Origin of the sequence: Brevibacillus centrosporus (assembly GCF_046622605.1) — a bacterium.
GTDB classification, from domain to species: domain Bacteria; phylum Bacillota; class Bacilli; order Brevibacillales; family Brevibacillaceae; genus Brevibacillus; species Brevibacillus centrosporus.
Genome location: NZ_CP176856.1, coordinates 3638472 through 3657720 on the forward strand (window position 1 = coordinate 3638472; position 19249 = coordinate 3657720).

The 19249-nt window shown below is 47.3% G+C and carries 21 protein-coding genes; 8 read left to right on the forward strand and 13 right to left on the reverse strand.

The features are described 5' to 3' along the window. Positions 1 to 508: 508 nt before the first annotated feature. Positions 509 to 1453 (reverse strand): DNA ligase, encoded by a 945-nt coding sequence (locus tag ACLIN2_RS18365; RefSeq protein WP_411501772.1) that lies wholly within the window; start codon positions 1451 to 1453, stop codon positions 509 to 511. A 174-nt stretch (positions 1454 to 1627) separates the two neighbouring features. Here ACLIN2_RS18365 and ACLIN2_RS18370 point away from each other — a divergent pair. After that, positions 1628 to 2979, forward strand: a protein-coding gene (locus tag ACLIN2_RS18370; protein ID WP_411504510.1) for an IS1182 family transposase whose coding sequence is annotated in 2 segments (ribosomal slippage) — positions 1628 to 2195 and positions 2195 to 2979 — 1353 coding nt in all. Because the reading frame shifts where the segments join, the coding sequence is not laid out codon by codon here. 159 nt (positions 2980 to 3138) lie between these two features. Then, positions 3139 to 3450: a hypothetical protein gene (locus ACLIN2_RS18375; protein WP_411504560.1), complete on the forward strand. Its 312-nt coding sequence runs from the start codon at positions 3139 to 3141 to the stop codon at positions 3448 to 3450. A 17-nt stretch (positions 3451 to 3467) separates the two neighbouring features. Here the strand turns inward: ACLIN2_RS18375 and ACLIN2_RS18380 are convergent, their stop codons facing one another. The 6 genes from ACLIN2_RS18380 to ACLIN2_RS18405 form a co-directional block, all read right to left on the reverse strand. After that, positions 3468 to 4250: a lipase family protein gene (locus tag ACLIN2_RS18380; RefSeq protein WP_411504561.1), complete on the reverse strand. Its 783-nt coding sequence runs from the start codon at positions 4248 to 4250 to the stop codon at positions 3468 to 3470. A gap of 82 nt (positions 4251 to 4332) precedes the next feature. Continuing rightward, a complete protein-coding gene (locus ACLIN2_RS18385) occupies positions 4333 to 5178 on the reverse strand; it encodes a lipase family protein (protein WP_411501773.1) in 846 nt (281 codons plus the stop codon). Positions 5179 to 5357: 179 nt separating this feature from the next. Beyond that, positions 5358 to 6716: a GerAB/ArcD/ProY family transporter gene (locus tag ACLIN2_RS18390; RefSeq protein ID WP_310239385.1), complete on the reverse strand. Its 1359-nt coding sequence runs from the start codon at positions 6714 to 6716 to the stop codon at positions 5358 to 5360. A 13-nt stretch (positions 6717 to 6729) separates the two neighbouring features. Next, positions 6730 to 6966 carry a hypothetical protein gene (locus ACLIN2_RS18395; protein ID WP_310239387.1) on the reverse strand — a complete coding sequence of 79 codons (237 nt, stop codon included), beginning with the start codon at positions 6964 to 6966 and terminating at the stop codon, positions 6730 to 6732. Continuing rightward, complete coding sequence (locus tag ACLIN2_RS18400; protein ID WP_411504562.1) at positions 6966 to 8114, reverse strand: Ger(x)C family spore germination protein; 1149 nt, start codon at positions 8112 to 8114, stop codon at positions 6966 to 6968. Before ACLIN2_RS18400 ends, ACLIN2_RS18395 begins: the two co-directional genes overlap by 1 nt. A gap of 5 nt (positions 8115 to 8119) precedes the next feature. After that, the gene (locus tag ACLIN2_RS18405; protein ID WP_411501774.1) at positions 8120 to 9730 is read right to left on the reverse strand and encodes a spore germination protein; all 1611 of its coding nucleotides are present in this window, start codon (positions 9728 to 9730) and stop codon (positions 8120 to 8122) included. A gap of 140 nt (positions 9731 to 9870) precedes the next feature. Between ACLIN2_RS18405 and ligD the strand changes: the two genes are divergently transcribed. The 3 genes from ligD (at position 9871) to ACLIN2_RS18420 (ending at position 12002) form a co-directional block, all read left to right on the forward strand. Then, the gene (ligD, locus tag ACLIN2_RS18410; protein ID WP_411501775.1) at positions 9871 to 10773 is read left to right on the forward strand and encodes a non-homologous end-joining DNA ligase; all 903 of its coding nucleotides are present in this window, start codon (positions 9871 to 9873) and stop codon (positions 10771 to 10773) included. A gap of 74 nt (positions 10774 to 10847) precedes the next feature. Next, the gene (gene lgt / locus ACLIN2_RS18415; RefSeq protein WP_122959490.1) at positions 10848 to 11645 is read left to right on the forward strand and encodes a prolipoprotein diacylglyceryl transferase; all 798 of its coding nucleotides are present in this window, start codon (positions 10848 to 10850) and stop codon (positions 11643 to 11645) included. Positions 11646 to 11762: 117 nt separating this feature from the next. Continuing rightward, positions 11763 to 12002, forward strand: coding sequence for a hypothetical protein (locus tag ACLIN2_RS18420; protein WP_122922208.1), 240 nt, complete (start codon positions 11763 to 11765; stop codon positions 12000 to 12002). Positions 12003 to 12110: 108 nt separating this feature from the next. Here ACLIN2_RS18420 and ACLIN2_RS18425 read toward each other — a convergent pair whose 3' ends face one another. The 3 genes from ACLIN2_RS18425 to ACLIN2_RS18435 form a co-directional block, all read right to left on the reverse strand. Further along, positions 12111 to 13130: an inorganic phosphate transporter gene (locus ACLIN2_RS18425; protein WP_092266585.1), complete on the reverse strand. Its 1020-nt coding sequence runs from the start codon at positions 13128 to 13130 to the stop codon at positions 12111 to 12113. After that, positions 13123 to 13740, reverse strand: a complete 618-nt coding sequence (locus tag ACLIN2_RS18430) for a DUF47 domain-containing protein (protein WP_092266584.1) — start codon at positions 13738 to 13740, stop codon at positions 13123 to 13125. Before ACLIN2_RS18430 ends, ACLIN2_RS18425 begins: the two co-directional genes overlap by 8 nt. A gap of 209 nt (positions 13741 to 13949) precedes the next feature. After that, a complete protein-coding gene (locus ACLIN2_RS18435; protein WP_411501776.1) occupies positions 13950 to 14594 on the reverse strand; it encodes a GGDEF domain-containing protein in 645 nt (214 codons plus the stop codon). A gap of 328 nt (positions 14595 to 14922) precedes the next feature. Here ACLIN2_RS18435 and ACLIN2_RS18440 point away from each other — a divergent pair, with 328 nt between their 5' ends. The 3 genes from ACLIN2_RS18440 (at position 14923) to ACLIN2_RS18450 (ending at position 17069) form a co-directional block, all read left to right on the forward strand. Then, positions 14923 to 15990: a type III polyketide synthase gene (locus ACLIN2_RS18440; RefSeq protein WP_411501777.1), complete on the forward strand. Its 1068-nt coding sequence runs from the start codon at positions 14923 to 14925 to the stop codon at positions 15988 to 15990. A gap of 4 nt (positions 15991 to 15994) precedes the next feature. After that, positions 15995 to 16513 (forward strand): isoprenylcysteine carboxyl methyltransferase family protein, encoded by a 519-nt coding sequence (locus ACLIN2_RS18445; protein ID WP_092266581.1) that lies wholly within the window; start codon positions 15995 to 15997, stop codon positions 16511 to 16513. A 274-nt stretch (positions 16514 to 16787) separates the two neighbouring features. Then, positions 16788 to 17069, forward strand: a complete 282-nt coding sequence (locus ACLIN2_RS18450) for a hypothetical protein (protein ID WP_246070789.1) — start codon at positions 16788 to 16790, stop codon at positions 17067 to 17069. An 18-nt stretch (positions 17070 to 17087) separates the two neighbouring features. Here ACLIN2_RS18450 and ACLIN2_RS18455 read toward each other — a convergent pair whose 3' ends face one another. The 3 genes from ACLIN2_RS18455 to ACLIN2_RS18465 form a co-directional block, all read right to left on the reverse strand. Next, positions 17088 to 18203, reverse strand: coding sequence for an aminopeptidase (locus ACLIN2_RS18455; protein WP_122922203.1), 1116 nt, complete (start codon positions 18201 to 18203; stop codon positions 17088 to 17090). 159 nt (positions 18204 to 18362) lie between these two features. Next, positions 18363 to 18518, reverse strand: a complete 156-nt coding sequence (locus ACLIN2_RS18460) for a DUF4025 domain-containing protein (RefSeq protein WP_411501778.1) — start codon at positions 18516 to 18518, stop codon at positions 18363 to 18365. A gap of 133 nt (positions 18519 to 18651) precedes the next feature. Next, entirely contained in the window at positions 18652 to 19218 is a 567-nt protein-coding gene (locus ACLIN2_RS18465; RefSeq protein ID WP_328211211.1) for a hypothetical protein, read from the reverse strand. Positions 19219 to 19249: the final 31 nt, after the last annotated feature.

A 19249-nucleotide genomic window follows, 5' to 3' on the forward strand; every position in this document is an offset into this window, starting at 1 on the left:
ACATGTGCATCTTGGTGGGAAAATGTCCTGACAACCACGTGGCGGATGTCTCCAGCAATGATTGTACATCGGAGTATCAAACCCCCTATTAACTAAGAAATTATTCTTAGACAATATATTCTGTCGAGCCATCGTGGTGTAAATATCGGGCAATCTTATTGGCCTAATTATTACATTTTAGGCTGGAGTAGTTGTCGATAACCGTTGGGCATAGGCTTCTGGAGAGGTACCTTAAATAGGAGGAAAGGCATGGCTTCGCGGGATAGCAAAAGAAAATGTGTAATTAGAAAAACCAGCCGAAATGACTGGTCATCATGATTGATGGAATCAGGTAAACCTCTGGCTTCATCCTTTTTAGATGCTCCTTACAGGGGCGAGTAATGTAAAAGCCCACGCCATAAACAGAAAGCAGAGGCATGACTTATAAAATGTTGGGCGATATCCCTGCCATACCTTAAGCGTTAAGCTCCGAAAAAATTTAGGAAACGACCAGTGAAGAACTCATTTACTAATTGGCTTCAATGACGCATCGATGAGCAGGAACATCAACAAATCCCTGTATACTCGGTTGTCTTAGCGAATGTCCATCTACCCACTCTGCAAATTTAATCTTAACAGTGATTTTTGGTTGAAGCCAAGTCGTATTTGTGGTCCTTGGTGGTTTATTAACAAATGGCATATTTTTTTGTACGAGTGGTCTAATCAATTTTGTAAGGTTCCTCCAGTCGTTTTGGGATAGCCTTCCTGTCCCTGCATGTCCAATATACCTGAATTGACCATCATGATCGTAAAGGCCTAGGAGGAGTGAATTCACAATGTTGTCTCTAAGGGTCACACCACCAACTACAGCTATTAAGTCTCTATAAAATTTTTTCTTTTGCCATCTAGAATCTTTACCGTTTATTAAGTAAGTGCTAGTAAGGTCCTTAATAATAACTCCTTCCATCTCTTGAATTTTGATAACTTCGTACAAAGCTTTTGCATCAAAGTTGTCCACCAATTGAACATAGTCCGTCGGCTTTATTACCTCACGTAACATCTTCTGTCTCTCGGAAAGGGGGGAGGAAGTTACCCATTGGTCATTCAAAAACAGAATGTCAAAAATCATATATGTAATAGGAACGTTCTTTCTAACCACATCTACATTACTTTGCTTTTTAATTCCGTCCCTTTTCATTACCTCATAAAAAGAGGGCTTTCCATCTTTTAGGGCAATAATCTCTCCATCCAAGATGACGGAATCTGCTGCACAATATGCTGAGATGTCTATTAGCTCAGGATAATGAAAAGTTCGCTCGTTAAACTTCCGATTAAATAGCCGTACTTCGTGACCATCATAATAAGTCAATACGCGAACCCCATCCCATTTGACCTGCCCAGCCCAGGTCACGCCTTCCGGAATATGTTCTGTACTAATTGGCTCGAACGGTACTATCGGTTCCACATTCAACATTCCTTTTTATTACATAGTCTTGTCTACCATGCCACAAAATATGAATAGGAGCACAATCATGTGCTCCTCAGGCTGTCGATAAAGTCGGCAGCCTTTCTTAATACCTAAAAATTTCAATACGACTCCGCGTTAATGTGTTATAATATAAGTATACTATAACTGTAGGTGATCGTAATGTTACGTTCAAATAAAGATAAACAAACCGCATACGAATTTGTTTCGATTGAGCAACTCGTCCCCCAAGACCACATGCTCCGTAAAATAGATAAATACATCGACTTTTCATTTATCCTTGAAAAAGTTCGGCCCTATTATTGCGAGGATAATGGGCGCCCTGCCATTGATCCATTGGTTTTATTTAAAATGATCTTTTTGGGATACTTTTACGGCATTCGCTCGGAAAGGCGTCTTGAGCAAGAAATCCAAACCAATGTGGCCTATCGTTGGTTTCTTGGATTGGGTTTGACGGACCGGGTGCCTGATCACAGTACCATCAGTTTAAACCGTCGTGTTCGCTTTAAAGATTCCACTATCTTTCAAGACATTTTTGATGAAATCGTTCTTCAAGCCATTGGTCACAGAATGGTGGGAGGGCGGATGCTTATTTCTGACTCTACGCATGTAAAAGCCAACGCAAACAAGAATAAATACACGAAAGAGCAGGTATTACAAAACACCAAAAGCTATATGGATGAACTGAATGCTGCTGTGGAAATCGATCGGAAGAACAACGGAAAAAAGCTCTAAAACCTGAGAAAGAAGTGGTTGAACAAAAAGAAGTAAAAGTGAGCACAACAGATCCAGATAGCGGTTATATGGTGAGAGAGGGTAAGCCCGAAGGATTTTTTTATCTGGATCATCGCACAGTGGATGCAAAATACAATCTCATAACGGATGTCTATGTTACACCAGGAAACGTACATGATTCGATCCCTTATCTTGATCGCCTAGAACGCCAAACCGAGCGGTTTGGCTTTAAAGTAGAAGCTGTTGCTTTAGATTCTGGCTATTTAACAAACCCGATTTGCAACAAGTTAAAAGAGAAAAACATTTTTGCCGTTATTGCACACCGTAGGTACCATCCGACTCAAGGCTTATTTCACAAGTGGCAGTTTACATACAACTCCGAAACGAATAGTTATTTGTGCCCTCAGAATCATGAACTGCCATACAGCACTACGGACCGCAAAGGGTACCGTCATTACAAATCAAACCCGGAGGTTTGTAAAACCTGCCCTTTCCTCTCGAAATGCACCCGATCGAAGAACCACCGCAAAGTGGTCACTAGACATGTCTGGGAAGACAGCAAGGATTGGGTGCGTACAAACCGACTAAGTAAATCAGGGAAAAAGCTCTACAAAAGAAGAAGAGAAACGATTGAGCGAAGCTTCGCGGATGCCAAACAGCTCCACGGGTTTCGCTATTGCCGTTTGCGAGGGTTGCACAACGTCAGTGAACAGGCACTGATGACCGCAGCGGTACAGAACATGAAAAAGATTGCCCTCCACCTTGCGAAGCAGGGGTAAAATGGAGGGCAATCCTTTTTTCTCAAGAACAAAGTAACTTTTTTCCACTGAACCAACTAGAAGCAAGAAAGCCCTGCTTAAAAGCAAGGCTTTCTCAACAATCTGAAGATCTTCCATGATCTTCTGGCAGTCGTAGGCGGCGTAACACTTCGGGATTGCATCGTAAATGCTGTACTCCTCGGGCTCTATGATGAATCGGGAAACTTCATCTATATCGGCCATGCGGGAGGGGGAAAATTAACGAACCAAGATTGGCGAGCTTTGACGGAAACCATAAAACCACTCGTAACTACCAATAGGCCATTTCATAATCAACCAGAACGGGGAAAGGATGCGATATGGATCAAGCCAAAGCTCGTCATGAAAGTTCAGTTTATGGAGTGGACCACTGGGCTCACCATGCGGCACCCTACGATTCAAGCGATTGTGAATGCATCATTGCTTGATTGCACGTTTTCTCAAAATGGATGATTCGGCAAAACCAAGCTCTATGGTACCTCGCTGCATATGCCTGTATAGGGAACACATCCTGCCGTATCCGGACAAAAGCCTGGATTCTGCTCACATAAAGTGCTCGCATAAGCAGAGTTCCCCTCACTGAGAAATTTGAAGTAGCAGACGATCTCGTGATTGCGGACAGCTAAACTGTTCAGCTGGAATGACAAAAGGTATTTAGAATTGACATGCCGGTAAAATAATCCACTCTTTGTAAACGGGGGTGGATAAGCTTTTGCCGGTAAGGTTGGGATAATATCATGAACATTGGCAATTCGAAAACTATTCTTCACCGTTTGGTTGAAGCGAGTCGCAAAAACAGGGTCGGCCACGCGCGGGCTGCCATACGTATAGACAAATGGATTTTTAAACTTGGTGTTGACCGCTATATCCAGCCCTGCAAGGACGGCGATACCTCCTCCAAGACTGTGTCCCGCAACGAAAAGCCGCTTTAATTTTGAGAGCTTGCTTACTTCTCTGATGAATTCATTTCTGGCCGACTGATAGATACAAGTAAACCCCCGATGCGTTTTTCCCGCCTTCTTGGCGAACGGATAAGGGACTTGATATAAATCCTGGTCAGACTCGTTGTCGTTAAATGTGCGCGTTCCCCGAAAGGTTACAACGATATGCTCTTTTGATTCTGCGATGAAACCAAATATCTCCGATTTCGGTTCCTCTACGCCCGCCAAGGCTTTCACGATATAGCGAAGGCTGAACCCCTTTGGCATTACAATGGTTTCCCTTTCAAAAAGCTGGTACGCCTGATGGATCATCGCTGCAAGAAAAATCGACTCTTCCACGTACGTCATTTTACTCTTTCTCGTGCCATCCAACTCGACTTCTCCTCCCAACGATCTATGTCTTCTCAGGCTTACATACTCCTTCAAATGGCATACACATTTCCGTATCAGGACAAAAGCCTGGGTTTTGCGTGCATAATGATTGGGTGAACATCGGATTCAGTTGGCGAAGACTTTTGAAATAACAAGCAATCGCATCATTTCGAGGTGTATTCTCTAATTGAAAAGCAATCGGAAATTTGGTGCTCACATGCTGATAAACAATCCCCTCCGCTGTGAAAGGTGGCGGATATTTGGGATCAGGGAAAGTCGAATACGGATCGTGGATATTGACAATCCGAAAGCTATTTTCAATCGTTTGATTGAATCGGCGCGCAAATGCAGGGTCTCCGATACGCGGACTTCCATACGTATACACAAATGGCTGATCGAACTTTGTGTTCACGGCAATATCCAAGGCAGCCATCACCGCTATCGCTCCCCCATAATTGTGTCCCGCAATAAGCAGCCTTTTCGCTCCTGAGAAATGATTTATTTTTCTGATCAGCTCATCCCTTGTGGAACGGTAAAGGCATGTAAACCCGCGAGATGTTTTGCCCGCATCTTGAACAAACGGAAAGGGAATTTGGAGGATGTCATACGCTGCTAAAAGATCAGCAGGATACGCAGCGTACCCCCGAAAGGCAACTACGATTTGATCTTTTGACTCCGCTACAAACCCGATCACGACTTCCGTAGGATTTTCCACGTCTGCAAGCGCGCGAATGATCGATCTCAGTTTATAACCTTGTGGCAAGGTTAGCTTTCCTTCATAAAACAACGGATACGCTTGATAGCACATGCCTGCGAGCAAGATAGCGTCTTTCCTGTTAAACAAATTCAATTTATTTACGTAATCCATGTACACGAATCCTTTCGGAGCAAGGTCAGAGTCTCTCCTTAATGAGCCTATGCCCAGAAGGACTACAGCGTGCTTTTCCCACGGCGCTTTATTAGCAAAAAGAGGAAGTCTGATCAGACCTCCTCCATGGATTTAAAACACGAGGGGACAGACTGTATCTCCACCATCTCGTTAAGAATTTACTGTCTGAAGGCTCCCGAAGCTTTTTTTCTCGCTGTCTTTTGTTTGCCGTGATTCAGCGCCTGCATCTCCGCGTAGCTGGCCAGCAGTGCGATAAAAAACAGCACGGTGAAGCTAATTCCCGTGACGATCCCCCCCAGCTCGGACTTATCGAGGAAAAATTGCCCCGCTAAAATCGTTAGGACGCAGCCTAGCATGGCGATCGCTCCTACCCAAACACTGTAGCGAAAGAAGCGGTACAGCTTCGTTCCCTCTGGTATGCTCACCTGCTCCTCCATTTTCCGATTCATCCGTGACTTTATGTAAAAGATCGTGATCAGGGGAAGCTGCAGGATCAAAACGACCAAAGGCAAGCTGTAGCTCAGGAACATATCGAGATCAGGTATTCTTTGAAAAATTAGGATGGATGTGACCGCAATCATCCAGCCCGCTGGAAAGTTATAGATGGGATAGTGCGCTTGTCCCCCAAAGGAACCAATTCCGACTAGAAAGGCCAAATACGCCACGACGACCTTAATGGCAAAGGCCGGAAACCACAGACTGAACATCACGATTTCGACACGGTCTAAAAAGTCGGTCACATGGATTTGTTGGACGAGGATAAACATGGGGAAATTCAGACGGCTTGCAATCGAGTGCCCCATCACACCGAGCAAAATCAGCAACAGCATCGTGGCCGTGAAGCCCACAATGAGTATGCCATGCTTCATGGCAGAGAAAAACAAGCGCGGATGTATCGATGCATGCAAAAAGGCCCCAAACAAAAAGATATCGCCGTAAATGCCGACCGGTAGTATATTGCTGACAAGCAGTCGATTCATACTAGTGCTGAGGATCGGTTCGAGCCGTTCTAAGCTGTACTCATTTCCCAGCAGCACATACATGCACATCGATAAAAGAAAGAAGACAGGGAAATACATCTCATTGACCCGCGCCGCAATCTCCAAGCTCGTTTTGCCATAGTACATAATCAGCAAAACAAGAACGATCAGCGTTATTTCGATCGGAGTCTGCGGCAGCAGGGTTGCGTGAAAAAATTTGCTTGCTCCCTTTATATCGAGGCAGATGATCAGCCAAATATAAAGCAGGATCACGATATTTACGATTCCGCCAAACCACTTGCCAAAAATGATAAACACAATTTCGAACATGTTTTTCCCTGGATATGCCCGGGTCATCTCAGCGAGGACAAAGGCAACCAGTATCGCATAGCCAACAGGGACGACTTGCGAAAACCACGCATCCATCTTCGCCACTCCGGCCAGTGAGTGAAAAAAAGAAATCAGCATGCCAGTCAGAAGTACATTCCCGACCAGCCATGCTGTTTGCCTATGATTTATCACTTGTTTATGAATCATTGGGGTCCCTCCTCTACAGCAGTTGATCCACCCACATCTTGATGTGCGGAGACAGGATGTTCAACAAATGTCCAACAGGAAGCAGCTGCGTTTGTTGAAACTGCAAGATGACAAATAGAAAAATGGTTAGCCCGTACAGCGTAAACAGAACCGCTTGTTGTTTTCCGGGCATTCGTTTGCGAGTCCACAGAAAACTGATCAGCTTGACGATAAAGACAGTGCAAAAAAACAACAGAAAGAGTCGGTTCATTACGGATCTTCCTTCGTGATATTGGTGGTGGTCTGTCCTACATTGGAGACCTGTACATGACTTTCGATTGAGCTGGTGATATGCGGCAGCTCATCATTCCAATGATCCCGGTACTTTCTTTTCCATTCAATCGGGTAGTTCCTCGCCAGGATAATTCCCAATCCGATCGTATCGGAGCGTGTCTCCTTCGTTTTATTGATGATCTTTTGGATGCTTTCCGTAATATCTTTTTCCAGCTTTTTCTCGATCATCAGGTTCACTTTTCGCTCTGACAAGTCATAGGTACTCATGTTTTCCACGACGCCAACTGTTGTATAGACCCTGATGTTATAATGGATTCTGCCATTTTTGATGGCGGGCTCAATATTTGCCTTCCCTTTTTGGAAGCTGACACTGAAACGCTGTCCTCTTCCCAAATCCAGCAGGGTGGAAAAGGAATCAAAGGTACGCTGAAACCAATGCAAGCCGCCAACCTCTTGAGAGGTGTATTTCCCAACGAGCTTATCCCCTCTGAAAATACCGATTCCTGTAGCTCCGATCTCTTTGCTTTTACCTTTTGGCTGAGAATCGATAGCCTCAAAGATCGGCAAAAAGGCATCGACTCCTGGCGTATTCAGCATTTGCGAGATATCTTTGATTGTCACGGGAATGGTGATGGCCTTTACCATTTCGCGAATGGCTTCACCAGAGAAACGTTCGAACTGCGGCTGGGCCTCCAGCAGGCTAATCGCCTTTCCCTTTGTCATCACGATGTAGGCAGTCAAACGGTTTTCGGGAAAACGGGAGATGATGTCCAAAGGCTCGCTGAAGCCCTCTTTCGCCAATTGCTCTCCGATGATCACAACCCGATGGTGTGCGTAGTACAAATGCCTCGACATTCTCGCCTGGATCTTGTTGTTGGCGACACGGATCGTCTCTCCTACCGCCGAGTCTACGTAATAGGATTTGTCTCCGCTAGTGCCACCCCCGCCACCTGAAGCTCCTCCCAGACTACTGACCAAAGGAACCTGAACCGACAACCGATACAAGCCGTTCGGTTCTTTATCGATCGCCATAGCGATAACGAGCGCAATGTCGTTCACTTCCCGACGATCCCAGCAACCGACAACAGTCAGCATGGAGAGTACCACTGTGAAAACGAGCGCCATACGTTTCACGAGCTCCCCTCCTCGTTTGAATGCTTGTTTCCTTGAACCCCCTCTTGTCCTTTGTCTCTCTCGATTCCACCAGCAAAGCCAGCATCCATCCTGCGTGCGTTTTGGATTCCCATAAAGCTCGGCCGTTTTTGGAGTTCGGCCCACGGAGATCGTATCAGAACGTCTTTTAGATCACCGACAGACAACGGAGCAAGAGGAGATAGATACGGTATTCCAAACGATCGCAGGTTCGCCATATGCCCGATGATAATGAGCAACACCACCAAAATACCGTATATACCGAGGATGGAAGCAGCGATCATGATCGGAAAGCGTAACATGCGCAAGGCGATTGCTGCATTAAAATGAGGGATCGTAAAAGAAGCGATCCCTGTGATGGAAACAACAATGACCATCGGGGCGGAAACAATACCCGCCTGTACGGCTGCTTGGCCCACAACAAGAGCGCCTAAAATGCTTACTGCCTGGCCCACGGTCTTCGGCAAGCGAATACCTGCTTCGCGAAGCGCTTCAAAGGCAATCTCCATCAGCAGCGCTTCCACGATCGCTGGAAAGGGAATGGATTCCCGAGCTGCCGCAATGCTGAGCAGCAAGGTTGTCGGTATCATTTGCTGATGAAAGGTAGTAATCGCTACGTAAACTCCTGGCGTGAGCAGCGAGATGAACACGAATAGGTACCTCAGCCAGCGAACCAGCGTCGACATTTGAAACCGCTCGTAGTAGTCTTCGTTCGCCTGCATCATCATCCAGAACGTCGCAGGTGCCAGCAGTACCATCGGGGTTCCGTCTACGAAAATAGCCACTCGCCCTTCCAGCAAGGCCCCGGCAACCGTGTCCGGCCGCTCGGAGTATTTGACCTGCGGAAATGGCGAGTACATACTGTCCTGAATCAATTCTTCAATATATCCACTTTCCAAGACAGCATCGATGTCAATCTTCGCAATACGCGAGGAGACCTCTTCCACAAGCTGCGGATCCGTGATCCCTTCTAAAAAAGCTACAACGACATTCGTATTGGATTCTCGGCCAACGACAATGGACTTCATTTTCAGCCGTGGCGTTTTGAGTTTTCGCCTCAGCATCGATGTATTGGTACGAATGTTTTCGATGAAGCCTTCCCGCGGTCCACGAATGACAGCTTCGCCTTCCGGTTCGTTTACGGACCGTTTTTCAGCACCCCGAATCCCTAGCGTAAGCGCCTCCGTGTTTCCATCCACCAATATCCCTGTGTCGCCGCTAAGAACTGCCTGCAGCAGCTTCTTGTAATCGTCCACCTTGGCGATTTGTGAGACAGGGAGCAGGTCTTCCTCGATGACTTCTATACTGTCATCGCCATCCTCGAGGATCATTAAAGCTTTCAATGCCTGGTTTACTTCCTTTGTATCAATCAAACCATCCACGAATATGGCAATGGCGTGCACGCTGTTTTTTTGTTTAAATTCCCGGATGACGAAATCAGAGCAATCCGAGAACAAATGCTTGAGAAAGGTTACGTTATCTTCTAATTCAGGAAAAAGCGGAATGCCTTCCAGCTCGGTCAAACTGCAGGCATCGATCGTGTCAATGAGTTCTTGTATCCGGTCTTTTTCTTTACGGGGAAACTTCATCACTTTCACCAACCAATGCCAAGATAACCGTATTATGGTTACCTTTGCTAGTTTGTATGTATGGAGGCAGGTATTTCCTCGAATATTGCTCGATCAACTGGAGAAAGTAGGGGCAACGTAACTGGGAAGAAGGGATCCAAATGGCGGTTGCTGCCAAAGAATACGAGCTGACACTGGATGGTCACTCCATGATGATCACCAACCCTTACAAATCGTTGTGGCCAGACGCCAATGTGACCAAGCTGGACTACATTCGTTATTTGCTGCAAGTTTCACAGCCTCTTCTCGCCTATGCCAAAGATCGTCTGCTGACTGTCATCCGCTATCCGCATGGAATCGGCGACAAGCACTTTTATCAAAAAAACGCCCCTGACTACTCTCCTGATTGGATCTCCACCAGTCTGTGGGAAAATACGCGATATGTCCTTTGCAACAATCAAGCTACCTTGATTTGGATGGCGAACCAAGCAGCACTCGAGTGGCATGTCTCCTTCCATCAAGCGCAGGATGAAATCCCGACCGAGCTGGTCTTTGATCTGGATCCTTCCACAGAGGATTTTTCGGTCGTCATCGAGTCCGCCCTGCTGTTAAAGGAGCTGCTCGATGAACTGCACCTCCCCTCTACGCCGAAAACCTCTGGTGCGAGCGGCCTGCAAATCTATGTTCCGATCGAGCTTCGGTATTCGTTTGAGCAAACGCGGGAGGTAGGACAGTTTCTTGCCTCTTATTTGGTCAGCAAGCATCCAAATTTGGTTACCGTAGAGAGATTGGTGAAAAATCGAGGGAGCAAGCTATACATCGATTACTTGCAGCATTGGCGAGGCAAAACTCTCCCGGCTCCGTATTCAACACGAGCAAGAGCAGGTGCAACTGTCTCGACGCCTCTTTTGTGGGAGGAAGTTGCCCATATTCACCCAACTGATTTTACCGTCCACAACGTCCCGCAGCGGCTTCAAACCAAGGGCGACTTGTTTGCTGCCGTGTCGTCTCCTTCCCAACGAGCAAGCCTTGATTCGATCCTCTCCTTTTTGCAGTCGAGGTGATGGTGAATTTTTGAATCCTTGCTTCGGTTTATGCTATACTGTGCAGAGACATTTAGAGGCAAGGAGGAACATTCATGATTGATCCGATAGCAATTGCCATCGGGCCCTTAAAGATTCACTGGTACGGCATCATTATGGGACTTGCTTTTTTTCTAGGCACTTACCTCGCTCGGCGCAATTCAAAACGTTCAGGAATCGATCCCGATCACGTTTTGAATATGGTCGTATGGATCATCCCGGCAGCGATTATCTGTGCCCGCCTCTACTATGTAATCTTTGAATGGGATCAATATAAGGGCAACCTGATGGACATCATCGCCGTCTGGAAAGGTGGTCTCGCCATTCACGGAGGTCTGATCGGCGGAGTTTTGGCCGGCAGCTGGTATATCCGTAAACACAACCTTCCTTTCCTCAAGCTCGCTGATGTGATGATGCCCAGTGTGATTTTAGGTCAAGCAATTGGGCGGTGGGGAAACTTTATTAACCAGGAAGCGCATGGCGGTCCTGCCACAGCCGAGTTTATGGCGAAGTTCCCCGCGTTTATCCGTGATCAGATGTATATCGGAGGACAGTACTATCACCCGACATTCTTATACGAATCGTTGTGGAATTTGGTCGTCTTCGGTATCCTTTTGCTCATGCTGTACCGTTTCAAAAAATTCGACGGGCAGATTCTGTTCAGCTACATGATTCTGTATTCGATCGGGCGTTTCTTTATTGAAGGCATGCGTACGGACAGTTTGCTCATTGCTGACACACTGCGTGTCGCTCAGCTTGTCAGCCTGAGTCTGATTGCCATCGGCTTGATACTCTTCCTCGTGTTTGCACGCAAAGGCAAGCAATCCCGGGAATCGCACAACACGGCAGAATAATGAATGGAGAGTCCCTATCCTCTGTGGTAGGGGCTTTTTTCATAGGGGTTTGTCTGAATACTCATAATGCTGGATAAACTAAGAGAGAGGAAAGAAACGAACACAGGAGGATGTGCAATGGATGATGAGATGCTGGAAGATTATCTGGATCGCGCGGTTCGCATCCACTTTGCTCCGGGAATGATAGGCGCCGGACTTTCTCCCTACGTAGACGGAAAGCTGTACGACTACAATCCGTCTGGCATCCTACTGGAAGAAAGTGATGGTTCGCTGGACTACATCCCTTTTTCATCGATACGACTCGTGCAAATCCGTCCAAAGCCAGGGCTCTGGGCGCGGTTGACCGGCTCCGCCTAAGCTTGTACGTGTGGTGGCAGGTGTGTACGTAGCAGCAGATCGAAAAAAAGACACCCTATTTTCGGCTTGTCCGATGTCAGGTGTCTTTTTTATGTATCTAGTCTTTATTTACAGAAAGACGTCAAAAACGACATAACAGGCTGCTGCGAGCAATGCAGTAACAGGCAGCGTGATCACCCATGTTACCAGGATTCGTCCTGCCAATCCCCACTTCACTGCGTTCAGTTTCTGGGAGGCACCTACCCCGAGGATCGAGGAGGTAATCACATGTGTGGTACTTACAGGAAGCTTGAGCATGGTAAAAATGGTGATAATCAAGGCAGAAGACAGGTCAGCTGAGAAACCGCTGATTGGCTTGATTTTCATAATCTTGCCGCCCATCGTCTTAATGATCCGCCACCCACCAACAGAAGTTCCGAGCGCCATCGCCAGCGCTGCAGACAGCTTTACCCACAGCGGAATGATGAACTCCCCTGGCGCTTGATGCAAAAATCCTCCGGAAAGCAGCGCGAGCGTGATAACCCCCATCGTTTTCTGAGCGTCGTTCGCGCCATGGCTGAAAGACTGCCAGGAAGCCGAAAGCACCTGCAAAAAGCGGAAAGAACGATTCGTTTTATGGTAGGCAGTATTCGCTACCAGTCTGGATACGATCTTGATGACAATGAAACCGATGACAAAAGCGACGATCGGAGAAATGATCAGCGCTTTGACGATATCCAGGAAGCCTTCCATGTTGATGGAACCGAATCCTGCAGCACCTACCGCAGCACCGGCGACTCCGCCGATAATTGCATGAGAGGAAGAACTCGGAATTCCGAACCACCACGTGATCAAATTCCACAGAATGGCGGCGGTAAGTGCTGCAAGCACGACGACCAATCCGTTTTCGAGCTTGAATGGGTCTGTAATCTTACCACCAATCGTTTTCGCGACCCCAGTATAGGTAAGCGCACCCACCAGGTTGAAAATAGAGGCAATAATGATGGCAGTCCGTGGACTCAAGGCTCTTGTGGATACGGAAGTAGCAATCGCGTTGGCTGTGTCATGAAAGCCATTAATAAAGTCAAAGCTTAGCGCCATGATGACGACGAGAACGAGAATAATCACCTCTGGCGAAAGATCAGGCATTCTTTAACACGATCCCTTCTACCAGGTTGGATACATCCTCTGCAAAGTCCGCACAGTCTTCCAGCTTGTCATAGATCTCTTTCAGCTTGATCGCTTCAATCGGATTGGCATCAGGGGCATTCAGAAGATCGGAAACCATTTTGCGGTAGTTGGAGTCAGACTCATGCTCCAGGTCTTTGATTTCCCGTGCGATTTTACTTACCACCTGATGGTCCAGCTTGCGAAGCGTGCGAATCAGTTCAATCAGTTTTGCAGAGCATTTTACGAGAATATTAGCTTGGGCAAGAACGCGTGGGTCTGGTTGACGAACCTGATAGAGATACATACGATCTGCCACACCATCGATATAATCAATCATCGAGTCCATTGTGTGTGCCAATTGATGGATATCTTCGCGCTCAAGCGGAGTGATAAAAGTGGAGTTCAGCTCGTTCATGATGCGGCGAACGATTTCATCCCCTTCTTTTTCAACAGCTTTGATTGCCTTTACTTTCGCTTCTAGATCTTGATAGTTGCCTATCATCTCGTAGAAGAGATGAGTTCCTTTGTGGACCGTGGCAATCTGCTGTTCGAACAGGTCGAAGAAGACATACTTGTTTGATTTAAACATACTTTCTGTAGTCACTCCTTTGGAAAAATCACACCTAGACGATTATATCGAACATTATTGTGGACGTAAATTTAAAAACAAGGGAAAGTGTGTGTTTTTTTCTTTAAATAAATATTAAGTTTTTGTAAATCTCCTTTACATTTCAAAAGAAAAACACTCGCTTCGCAAGAAACAGGTACGAGTGTTAGTGTAGCCATACGCTATCTAGTTTAATTCGTTGCGGCCAGCATACAGTCTTTCTGTTTCTTCGCCTCATACATTAACATGTCCGCTTTTTCGGTCAGCTGCATGGCATCAGCGGCATGCAAAGGGAATGACGCTACACCGATGCTGACAGTTACGCCCCCCAGCTCTTCACGGGCCGCTTTTTGAATGCGCTCCCCGATAGCCATCCCCCTTTTTGTATCGGTATGAGGAAGAAGCACGACAAACTCCTCTCCTCCCCAACGTCCGACGGCATCCTCGCTTCGTACACATGACTTCAGCATCGAGGCAAAGCTGCACAAAAGCTTGTCGCCTTCCAAGTGGCCATAGCGATCATTGTATTTTTTAAAATTGTCCAAATCAATAAACAATAAAGTTACTGGGGAATGTACTCGCCTCGCCGTATCGATCTCTTGTTTCAATCTCGTAACAAATCGCCGATTGACTAGAACACCCGTCAACGAGTCATGATAGGCCATTTGCCGCAGCATCTGGATATATCGTCCTATTTGATAGCCGATTGCTAGCTGAACGATAGATGCACTTGCTACACTCACGATACTTTTCTCCTCAATAGGCAATCCAAACGCCACCAGCCAAACTCCAATCATCAGACAGGATACTCCTAAGCCGACCCAGCGAAAATCCAAAAACAATCCCCCTCCGGTCCATGCAGCAAAAAAACACGACCTACATGATGCATAAGACCTACTTACCAAATAAAACATAGGACTTAATTCATATTGTTAGGAATATTTTACCTATGTTTTTTGTGTAGTTCAAGAAAAAAGTCCCGCTTGCTGGACCCATTTTTTCTTGATGGGACAGCTGAAAACTCTGATCTGGCGCGCGATTTCCCTATTCACTTGTTTTCCACCATGTTTTTTTCTATTCATACCTGCTATAACGTATGAATTGGAACGAACTGGAAAGGGGAAACTGATAGGTACCTACTATTAGACGGGAGTGAACCATTCGATGCCCCGTATTGAATCCGTCGCTACAGCCGTTCCCCCCTACGAGATCACACAGGAAGATTCGATGAATTTGGCTCGCCGTTTCTTTCACGATGCCTTCCCGGACATCGACAGGCTTCTTGGGGTTTTCGGAAACAGCCAAATTAAAAAACGCCACCTTTGCATGCCTGTAGATTGGTATGAAGACGATCGCCATTTTGCCGAGAAAAACAAGCTCTATGTAGAAAATGCCGAATCACTCGCCACTATTGCCGCTCACAAATGTTTGGAGAAAGCCAATCTCTCCCCTGCCTCTATCGACTGCCTGATGTTCGTCTCCAGTACTGGCATCGCTACTCCGAGTCTCGATTCACGCTTGGTGAACAGACTGGGGCTGCGCTCAGATGTCACCAGAGTGCCTCTATGGGGCTTAGGCTGCGCAGGTGGTGCCATGGGTCTTTCTCGTGCCTTTGAATACGCCCGTGCCTACCCGCAGCGCCGTGTGCTGCTCATAAGCGTCGAATTGTGCGGTCTGACCTTCATCAGGCAAGATATGTCCAAAAGCAATCTGGTTGCAACTTGCCTGTTTGGAGATGGGGCTGCCGCAGCTCTGGTCGAAGGCGATGAGGTACAGCTTGCAGACTCTGGCTCTCCACGCCTTCGTTTTTGTGGCGCGCGGACGACTACTTGGCCTGATACCCTAGATGTGATGGGCTGGGAGCTGACCGAGCCTGGCTTGAAGGTTGTTTTTTCCCGAGACATTCCGAGTATCATCCGCCAAACGATGAAGGAAAACGTGGACAGCTTTCTCTCGCCTCATGGCACTTCTGTTGATCGTCTACGTCATTTTATTTTCCACCCTGGTGGTGCCAAGGTGCTTACAGCCTACCAGCGCTCGCTGGGAATCTCACCAGAGGCCACTCGTTTGTCTGCAGAGGTCCTCTCCGACTTTGGGAACATGTCCTCTCCCACCGTCCTTTTCGTCTTGGAAAAAAGTATGGAGCAAACGTGGGAGGCAGGGGATCTAGGTCTGTTGGCTGCCCTTGGTCCGGGATTCAGCTCCGAGATGCTCTTGCTGGAAGCGAGGTGAACGTATGCTATTTTTCTGGCTCACTCTGACTATTTTGGTGCTGCAGCGTACGTGCGAACTTTTTTTCGCAGCGAGAAACGCACGAATCATTCGTTCTCTCGGGGGATATGAAGTCGGTGCGGAGCATTACCGCTATCTCGTGACTCTGCATGTTCTCTTTATCACAAGTCTCATTTGCGAGGTCCAGCTTTCACCCGCACCGTTTACGCTTCCCAGCTGGTGGCCCATGACGTTTGCTGTTTTTTTGGCAGCGCAGGTTCTTCGCTACTGGTGCATGTGGAGCCTGGGAAGCCGGTGGAATACCCGCATTTTGATTTTGCCCGACACGCCTCCTGTGCGTCGTGGACCTTATCGGTATCTCCGGCATCCCAACTACCTCGTCGTCGCGATCGAGCTTGTCAGCCTGCCAATCAGCTTCGGTGCCTACTTCACCGCTCTGACTTTTTCGCTCCTGAACGCCTGGCTGCTTCTGCGCATCCGAATTCCTATGGAAGAGAAGGCTGTCCACCGTACTGAGGATTGATCGCTAAGAAACCCTTTACCGAGGCTTATTCATGGAGGGGCGACCACGTTTTAGCGGAAAGTTTTCATGCGTTCCAGAATTCATAAGCATTACGCTTATAAATTCTTATACGTTCAAAAAAAGTCTCCGTCATACGAATGTGACGGAGACTTTTTTCTTTCAGATAGGTTTACTTTTGCACGTCTGGAGGTAGAAGATAGAGTACTCTACTTTTCCCCGTGAGGTGACACTCGTGAACCGAACAAGCATATTTGAACCTCTGGAGACGAAACGCATGATCGTTCGAGAATTTTTTGACTTGATCGATACCATACCCAACCGGGATGATTCGGAGACCATCCAAAAATTTCTTCGGTATCTGCAAGGGGTTCTACGGATTAAACAGGTGGTGCCTCCGGCCGTAGAAATCATGACCATCGTTAAAGCGTGCAAGCCCATCCTGTATCATGCCGCCAGAAGGAGCGTCCTTACATCCAGCAATCTCTACATGCTCTTTCAGGTAGATATGGATCTGGAGCTGGCGAACGAGCGTATCCGTAAATATACGCAGCGATGATTCCCTGCGCCGAAATCTTTACGCCTTTAGATTCTCTGGATTCAAGCACTCAAGTTCAGGAATGACAAAAATGCCGTCTTTCCGGATCAGCACTCCGTCAAACCAGATTTCTCCTCCCCCCCACTCGGGGCGTTGGATAGATACCATGTCCCAGTGTACCGAGGATTTGTTGCCGTTGTAGGCCTCGTCGTAGCATTGGCCTGGAGTGAAGTGGAAGCTTCCGTCGATTTTCTCGTCGAACAGGATGTCTTTCATCGGATTGCGGATAAATGGGTTTACCCCGATAGCAAATTCACCAATGAAACGTGCTCCTTCGTCGGTATCGAGAATCTCGTTAATCCGCTTGGTATCGTTCGCCGTAGCTTCCACAATTTTGCCGTTTTCAAAAGTCAGCTTTACATTTTCAAACACAAAGCCATGATAAGGTGTTGGCGCATTGTGTGTAATCGTACCGTTTACGGAGTCCTTCACTGGAGCCGTGTACACTTCTCCATCCGGAATGTTGCGCAGACCCGCACATTTCACAGCAGGAATATCTTTGATGGAGAAAGTCAGATCGGTGCCTGGTCCTACCAGACGCACTTGATCGGTGCGATTCATCAGTTCGACCAAGCTGTCCATGGCTTTGTCCATTTTTCCGTAGTCCAGATTGCACACCTGGAAGTAGAAGTCTTCAAAAGCAGCAGTCGACATATTGGCCAGCTGCGCCATCGATGGGTTCGGATAGCGAAGAACTACCCATTTTGTGTGTGGGACTCGGACGTTCATAACCGGCAATTCATACAAACGGGAATACAAGCCCAGCTTGTCGCCCGGAACATCCGCCATTTCGTTGATATTGCTGCCCGCGCGAATTCCTATGTATCCGTCCATTTTTTCCATCAGCTTCACTTCATGTTCAGCCATGACAGCTAGCTGCTCTTCGTTGCAGTGCATCGCCAGCTCACGGCTCACAGCTGGGTTGATCAATTGAACGTATGGATTTCCTTTTGCCTTGTAGATTTCCCGCACGAGTGCTGCGACCAAATCTGGTGTTTCGCCTTTGGAGTTGATGAGAATGTTTTCTCCTGGCTGTACACGAACAGAATAATTGACGAGGTTATAAGCCAGCTGCTCAAGACGTGGGTCTCTCATAAATCAAACACCCTTTCCCAATTTTCTGATTCCACTTGTATTTTTAACGATAAATGCAGATAAGTCAATAAAATATATTTTATTAGCAGCTGTTACGTAAGCCTCTGGGAAGAAAAGATGGCCAGCTCGTCACACCCAAGCTGGCCTATTCTTTTTTTACTACCTCGTACTTCCTCTGTCTTCGATCGTGCCCATCTTATACATATCGCTTACTTGTTCATGCGTCTCGGCCATTCCCTCGTGATTCTGGTTCTCGTGATTGGCTGCCTCATTCTGATTCCATGCATTCGTGGTGCTCGATTGTTGTTTGTCCATTCGCCGCTCCTCCTCATCGTTCGATTCCGACTTAGTGTGTACCGGAATCTCCCTGATTACCCGGCGCAGTGTACAACGCAAAGACGCCTTGCTCGATTAACAAGCAAAGCGTCCGATTCACAAACGATTTTCTTTATTTATCGTTGTCAGACTCAGGTGCAGTCAGACTCCAACCACTGCCACTGCCTGTATTTTGGAAAGAATCGGCGTTGATAATGATGCTTTGATCCTCGGCAGGAGCTACTACCCAGCCAGCAGCTGTCGGGATGGTTGTACCATCTTCTGGATTTACGATGACATATTCGTTTTCTGCAGGTGCAGCTACCCAACCAGCAGCTGGTGCGTCAACAGGCGCTTGTTTGCCTTGAATAACGTATTCGTCTTCTACAGGGGAAACGACCCAGCTCGTTCCTACACCATTCCCCTGCGAGCCGTTTACGATCACATACTCGTCCTCTTTCGGCATCGCCACCCAGCCTGCAGAGCTTGATGTGACTTGACCTTGTACAGGCATCACGGATTGACCTTCAACCGGTCTTACTTCCCAGCCGCCTTGTGGAACTTGAGTAGCGCTTGGAGCTTGTACCGCAGCCGTAGCTGCTACTGGAGCCTCGGCAGGCTCCTGCGCACAGGCTGCCTGTGCGAACAATGCTGCTCCCAAAACCATGGTACCCATCATTACTGTGCTGCTCTTTCTCATCTTGTGTACACTCCCCGTTGGTGTCGTACAC

Excerpts from the sequence above, each read along its gene's own strand:
- ACLIN2_RS18395 (WP_310239387.1), bottom strand. The coding sequence starts at position 6,966 with ATGAACCGACTCTTTCTGTTGTTTTTTTGCACTGTCTTTATCGTCAAG.
- ACLIN2_RS18465 (WP_328211211.1), bottom strand. The coding sequence starts at position 19,218 with ATGAGAAAGAGCAGCACAGTAATGATGGGTACCATGGTTTTGGGAGCA.
- ACLIN2_RS18455 (WP_122922203.1), bottom strand. The coding sequence starts at position 18,203 with ATGAGAGACCCACGTCTTGAGCAGCTGGCTTATAACCTCGTCAATTAT.
- ligD (WP_411501775.1), top strand. The coding sequence starts at position 9,871 with ATGGCGGTTGCTGCCAAAGAATACGAGCTGACACTGGATGGTCACTCC.
- ACLIN2_RS18460 (WP_411501778.1), bottom strand. The coding sequence starts at position 18,518 with ATGGACAAACAACAATCGAGCACCACGAATGCATGGAATCAGAATGAG.
- ACLIN2_RS18445 (WP_092266581.1), top strand. The coding sequence starts at position 15,995 with ATGCTATTTTTCTGGCTCACTCTGACTATTTTGGTGCTGCAGCGTACG.
- lgt (WP_122959490.1), top strand. The coding sequence starts at position 10,848 with ATGATTGATCCGATAGCAATTGCCATCGGGCCCTTAAAGATTCACTGG.
- ACLIN2_RS18400 (WP_411504562.1), bottom strand. The coding sequence starts at position 8,114 with ATGGCGCTCGTTTTCACAGTGGTACTCTCCATGCTGACTGTTGTCGGT.
- ACLIN2_RS18430 (WP_092266584.1), bottom strand. The coding sequence starts at position 13,740 with ATGTTTAAATCAAACAAGTATGTCTTCTTCGACCTGTTCGAACAGCAG.
- ACLIN2_RS18385 (WP_411501773.1), bottom strand. The coding sequence starts at position 5,178 with ATGGATTACGTAAATAAATTGAATTTGTTTAACAGGAAAGACGCTATC.
- ACLIN2_RS18405 (WP_411501774.1), bottom strand. The coding sequence starts at position 9,730 with ATGAAGTTTCCCCGTAAAGAAAAAGACCGGATACAAGAACTCATTGAC.
- ACLIN2_RS18440 (WP_411501777.1), top strand. The coding sequence starts at position 14,923 with ATGCCCCGTATTGAATCCGTCGCTACAGCCGTTCCCCCCTACGAGATC.
- ACLIN2_RS18425 (WP_092266585.1), bottom strand. The coding sequence starts at position 13,130 with ATGCCTGATCTTTCGCCAGAGGTGATTATTCTCGTTCTCGTCGTCATC.
- ACLIN2_RS18450 (WP_246070789.1), top strand. The coding sequence starts at position 16,788 with ATGATCGTTCGAGAATTTTTTGACTTGATCGATACCATACCCAACCGG.
- ACLIN2_RS18380 (WP_411504561.1), bottom strand. The coding sequence starts at position 4,250 with ATGATCCATCAGGCGTACCAGCTTTTTGAAAGGGAAACCATTGTAATG.
- ACLIN2_RS18420 (WP_122922208.1), top strand. The coding sequence starts at position 11,763 with ATGGATGATGAGATGCTGGAAGATTATCTGGATCGCGCGGTTCGCATC.
- ACLIN2_RS18365 (WP_411501772.1), bottom strand. The coding sequence starts at position 1,453 with ATGTTGAATGTGGAACCGATAGTACCGTTCGAGCCAATTAGTACAGAA.
- ACLIN2_RS18390 (WP_310239385.1), bottom strand. The coding sequence starts at position 6,716 with ATGATTCATAAACAAGTGATAAATCATAGGCAAACAGCATGGCTGGTC.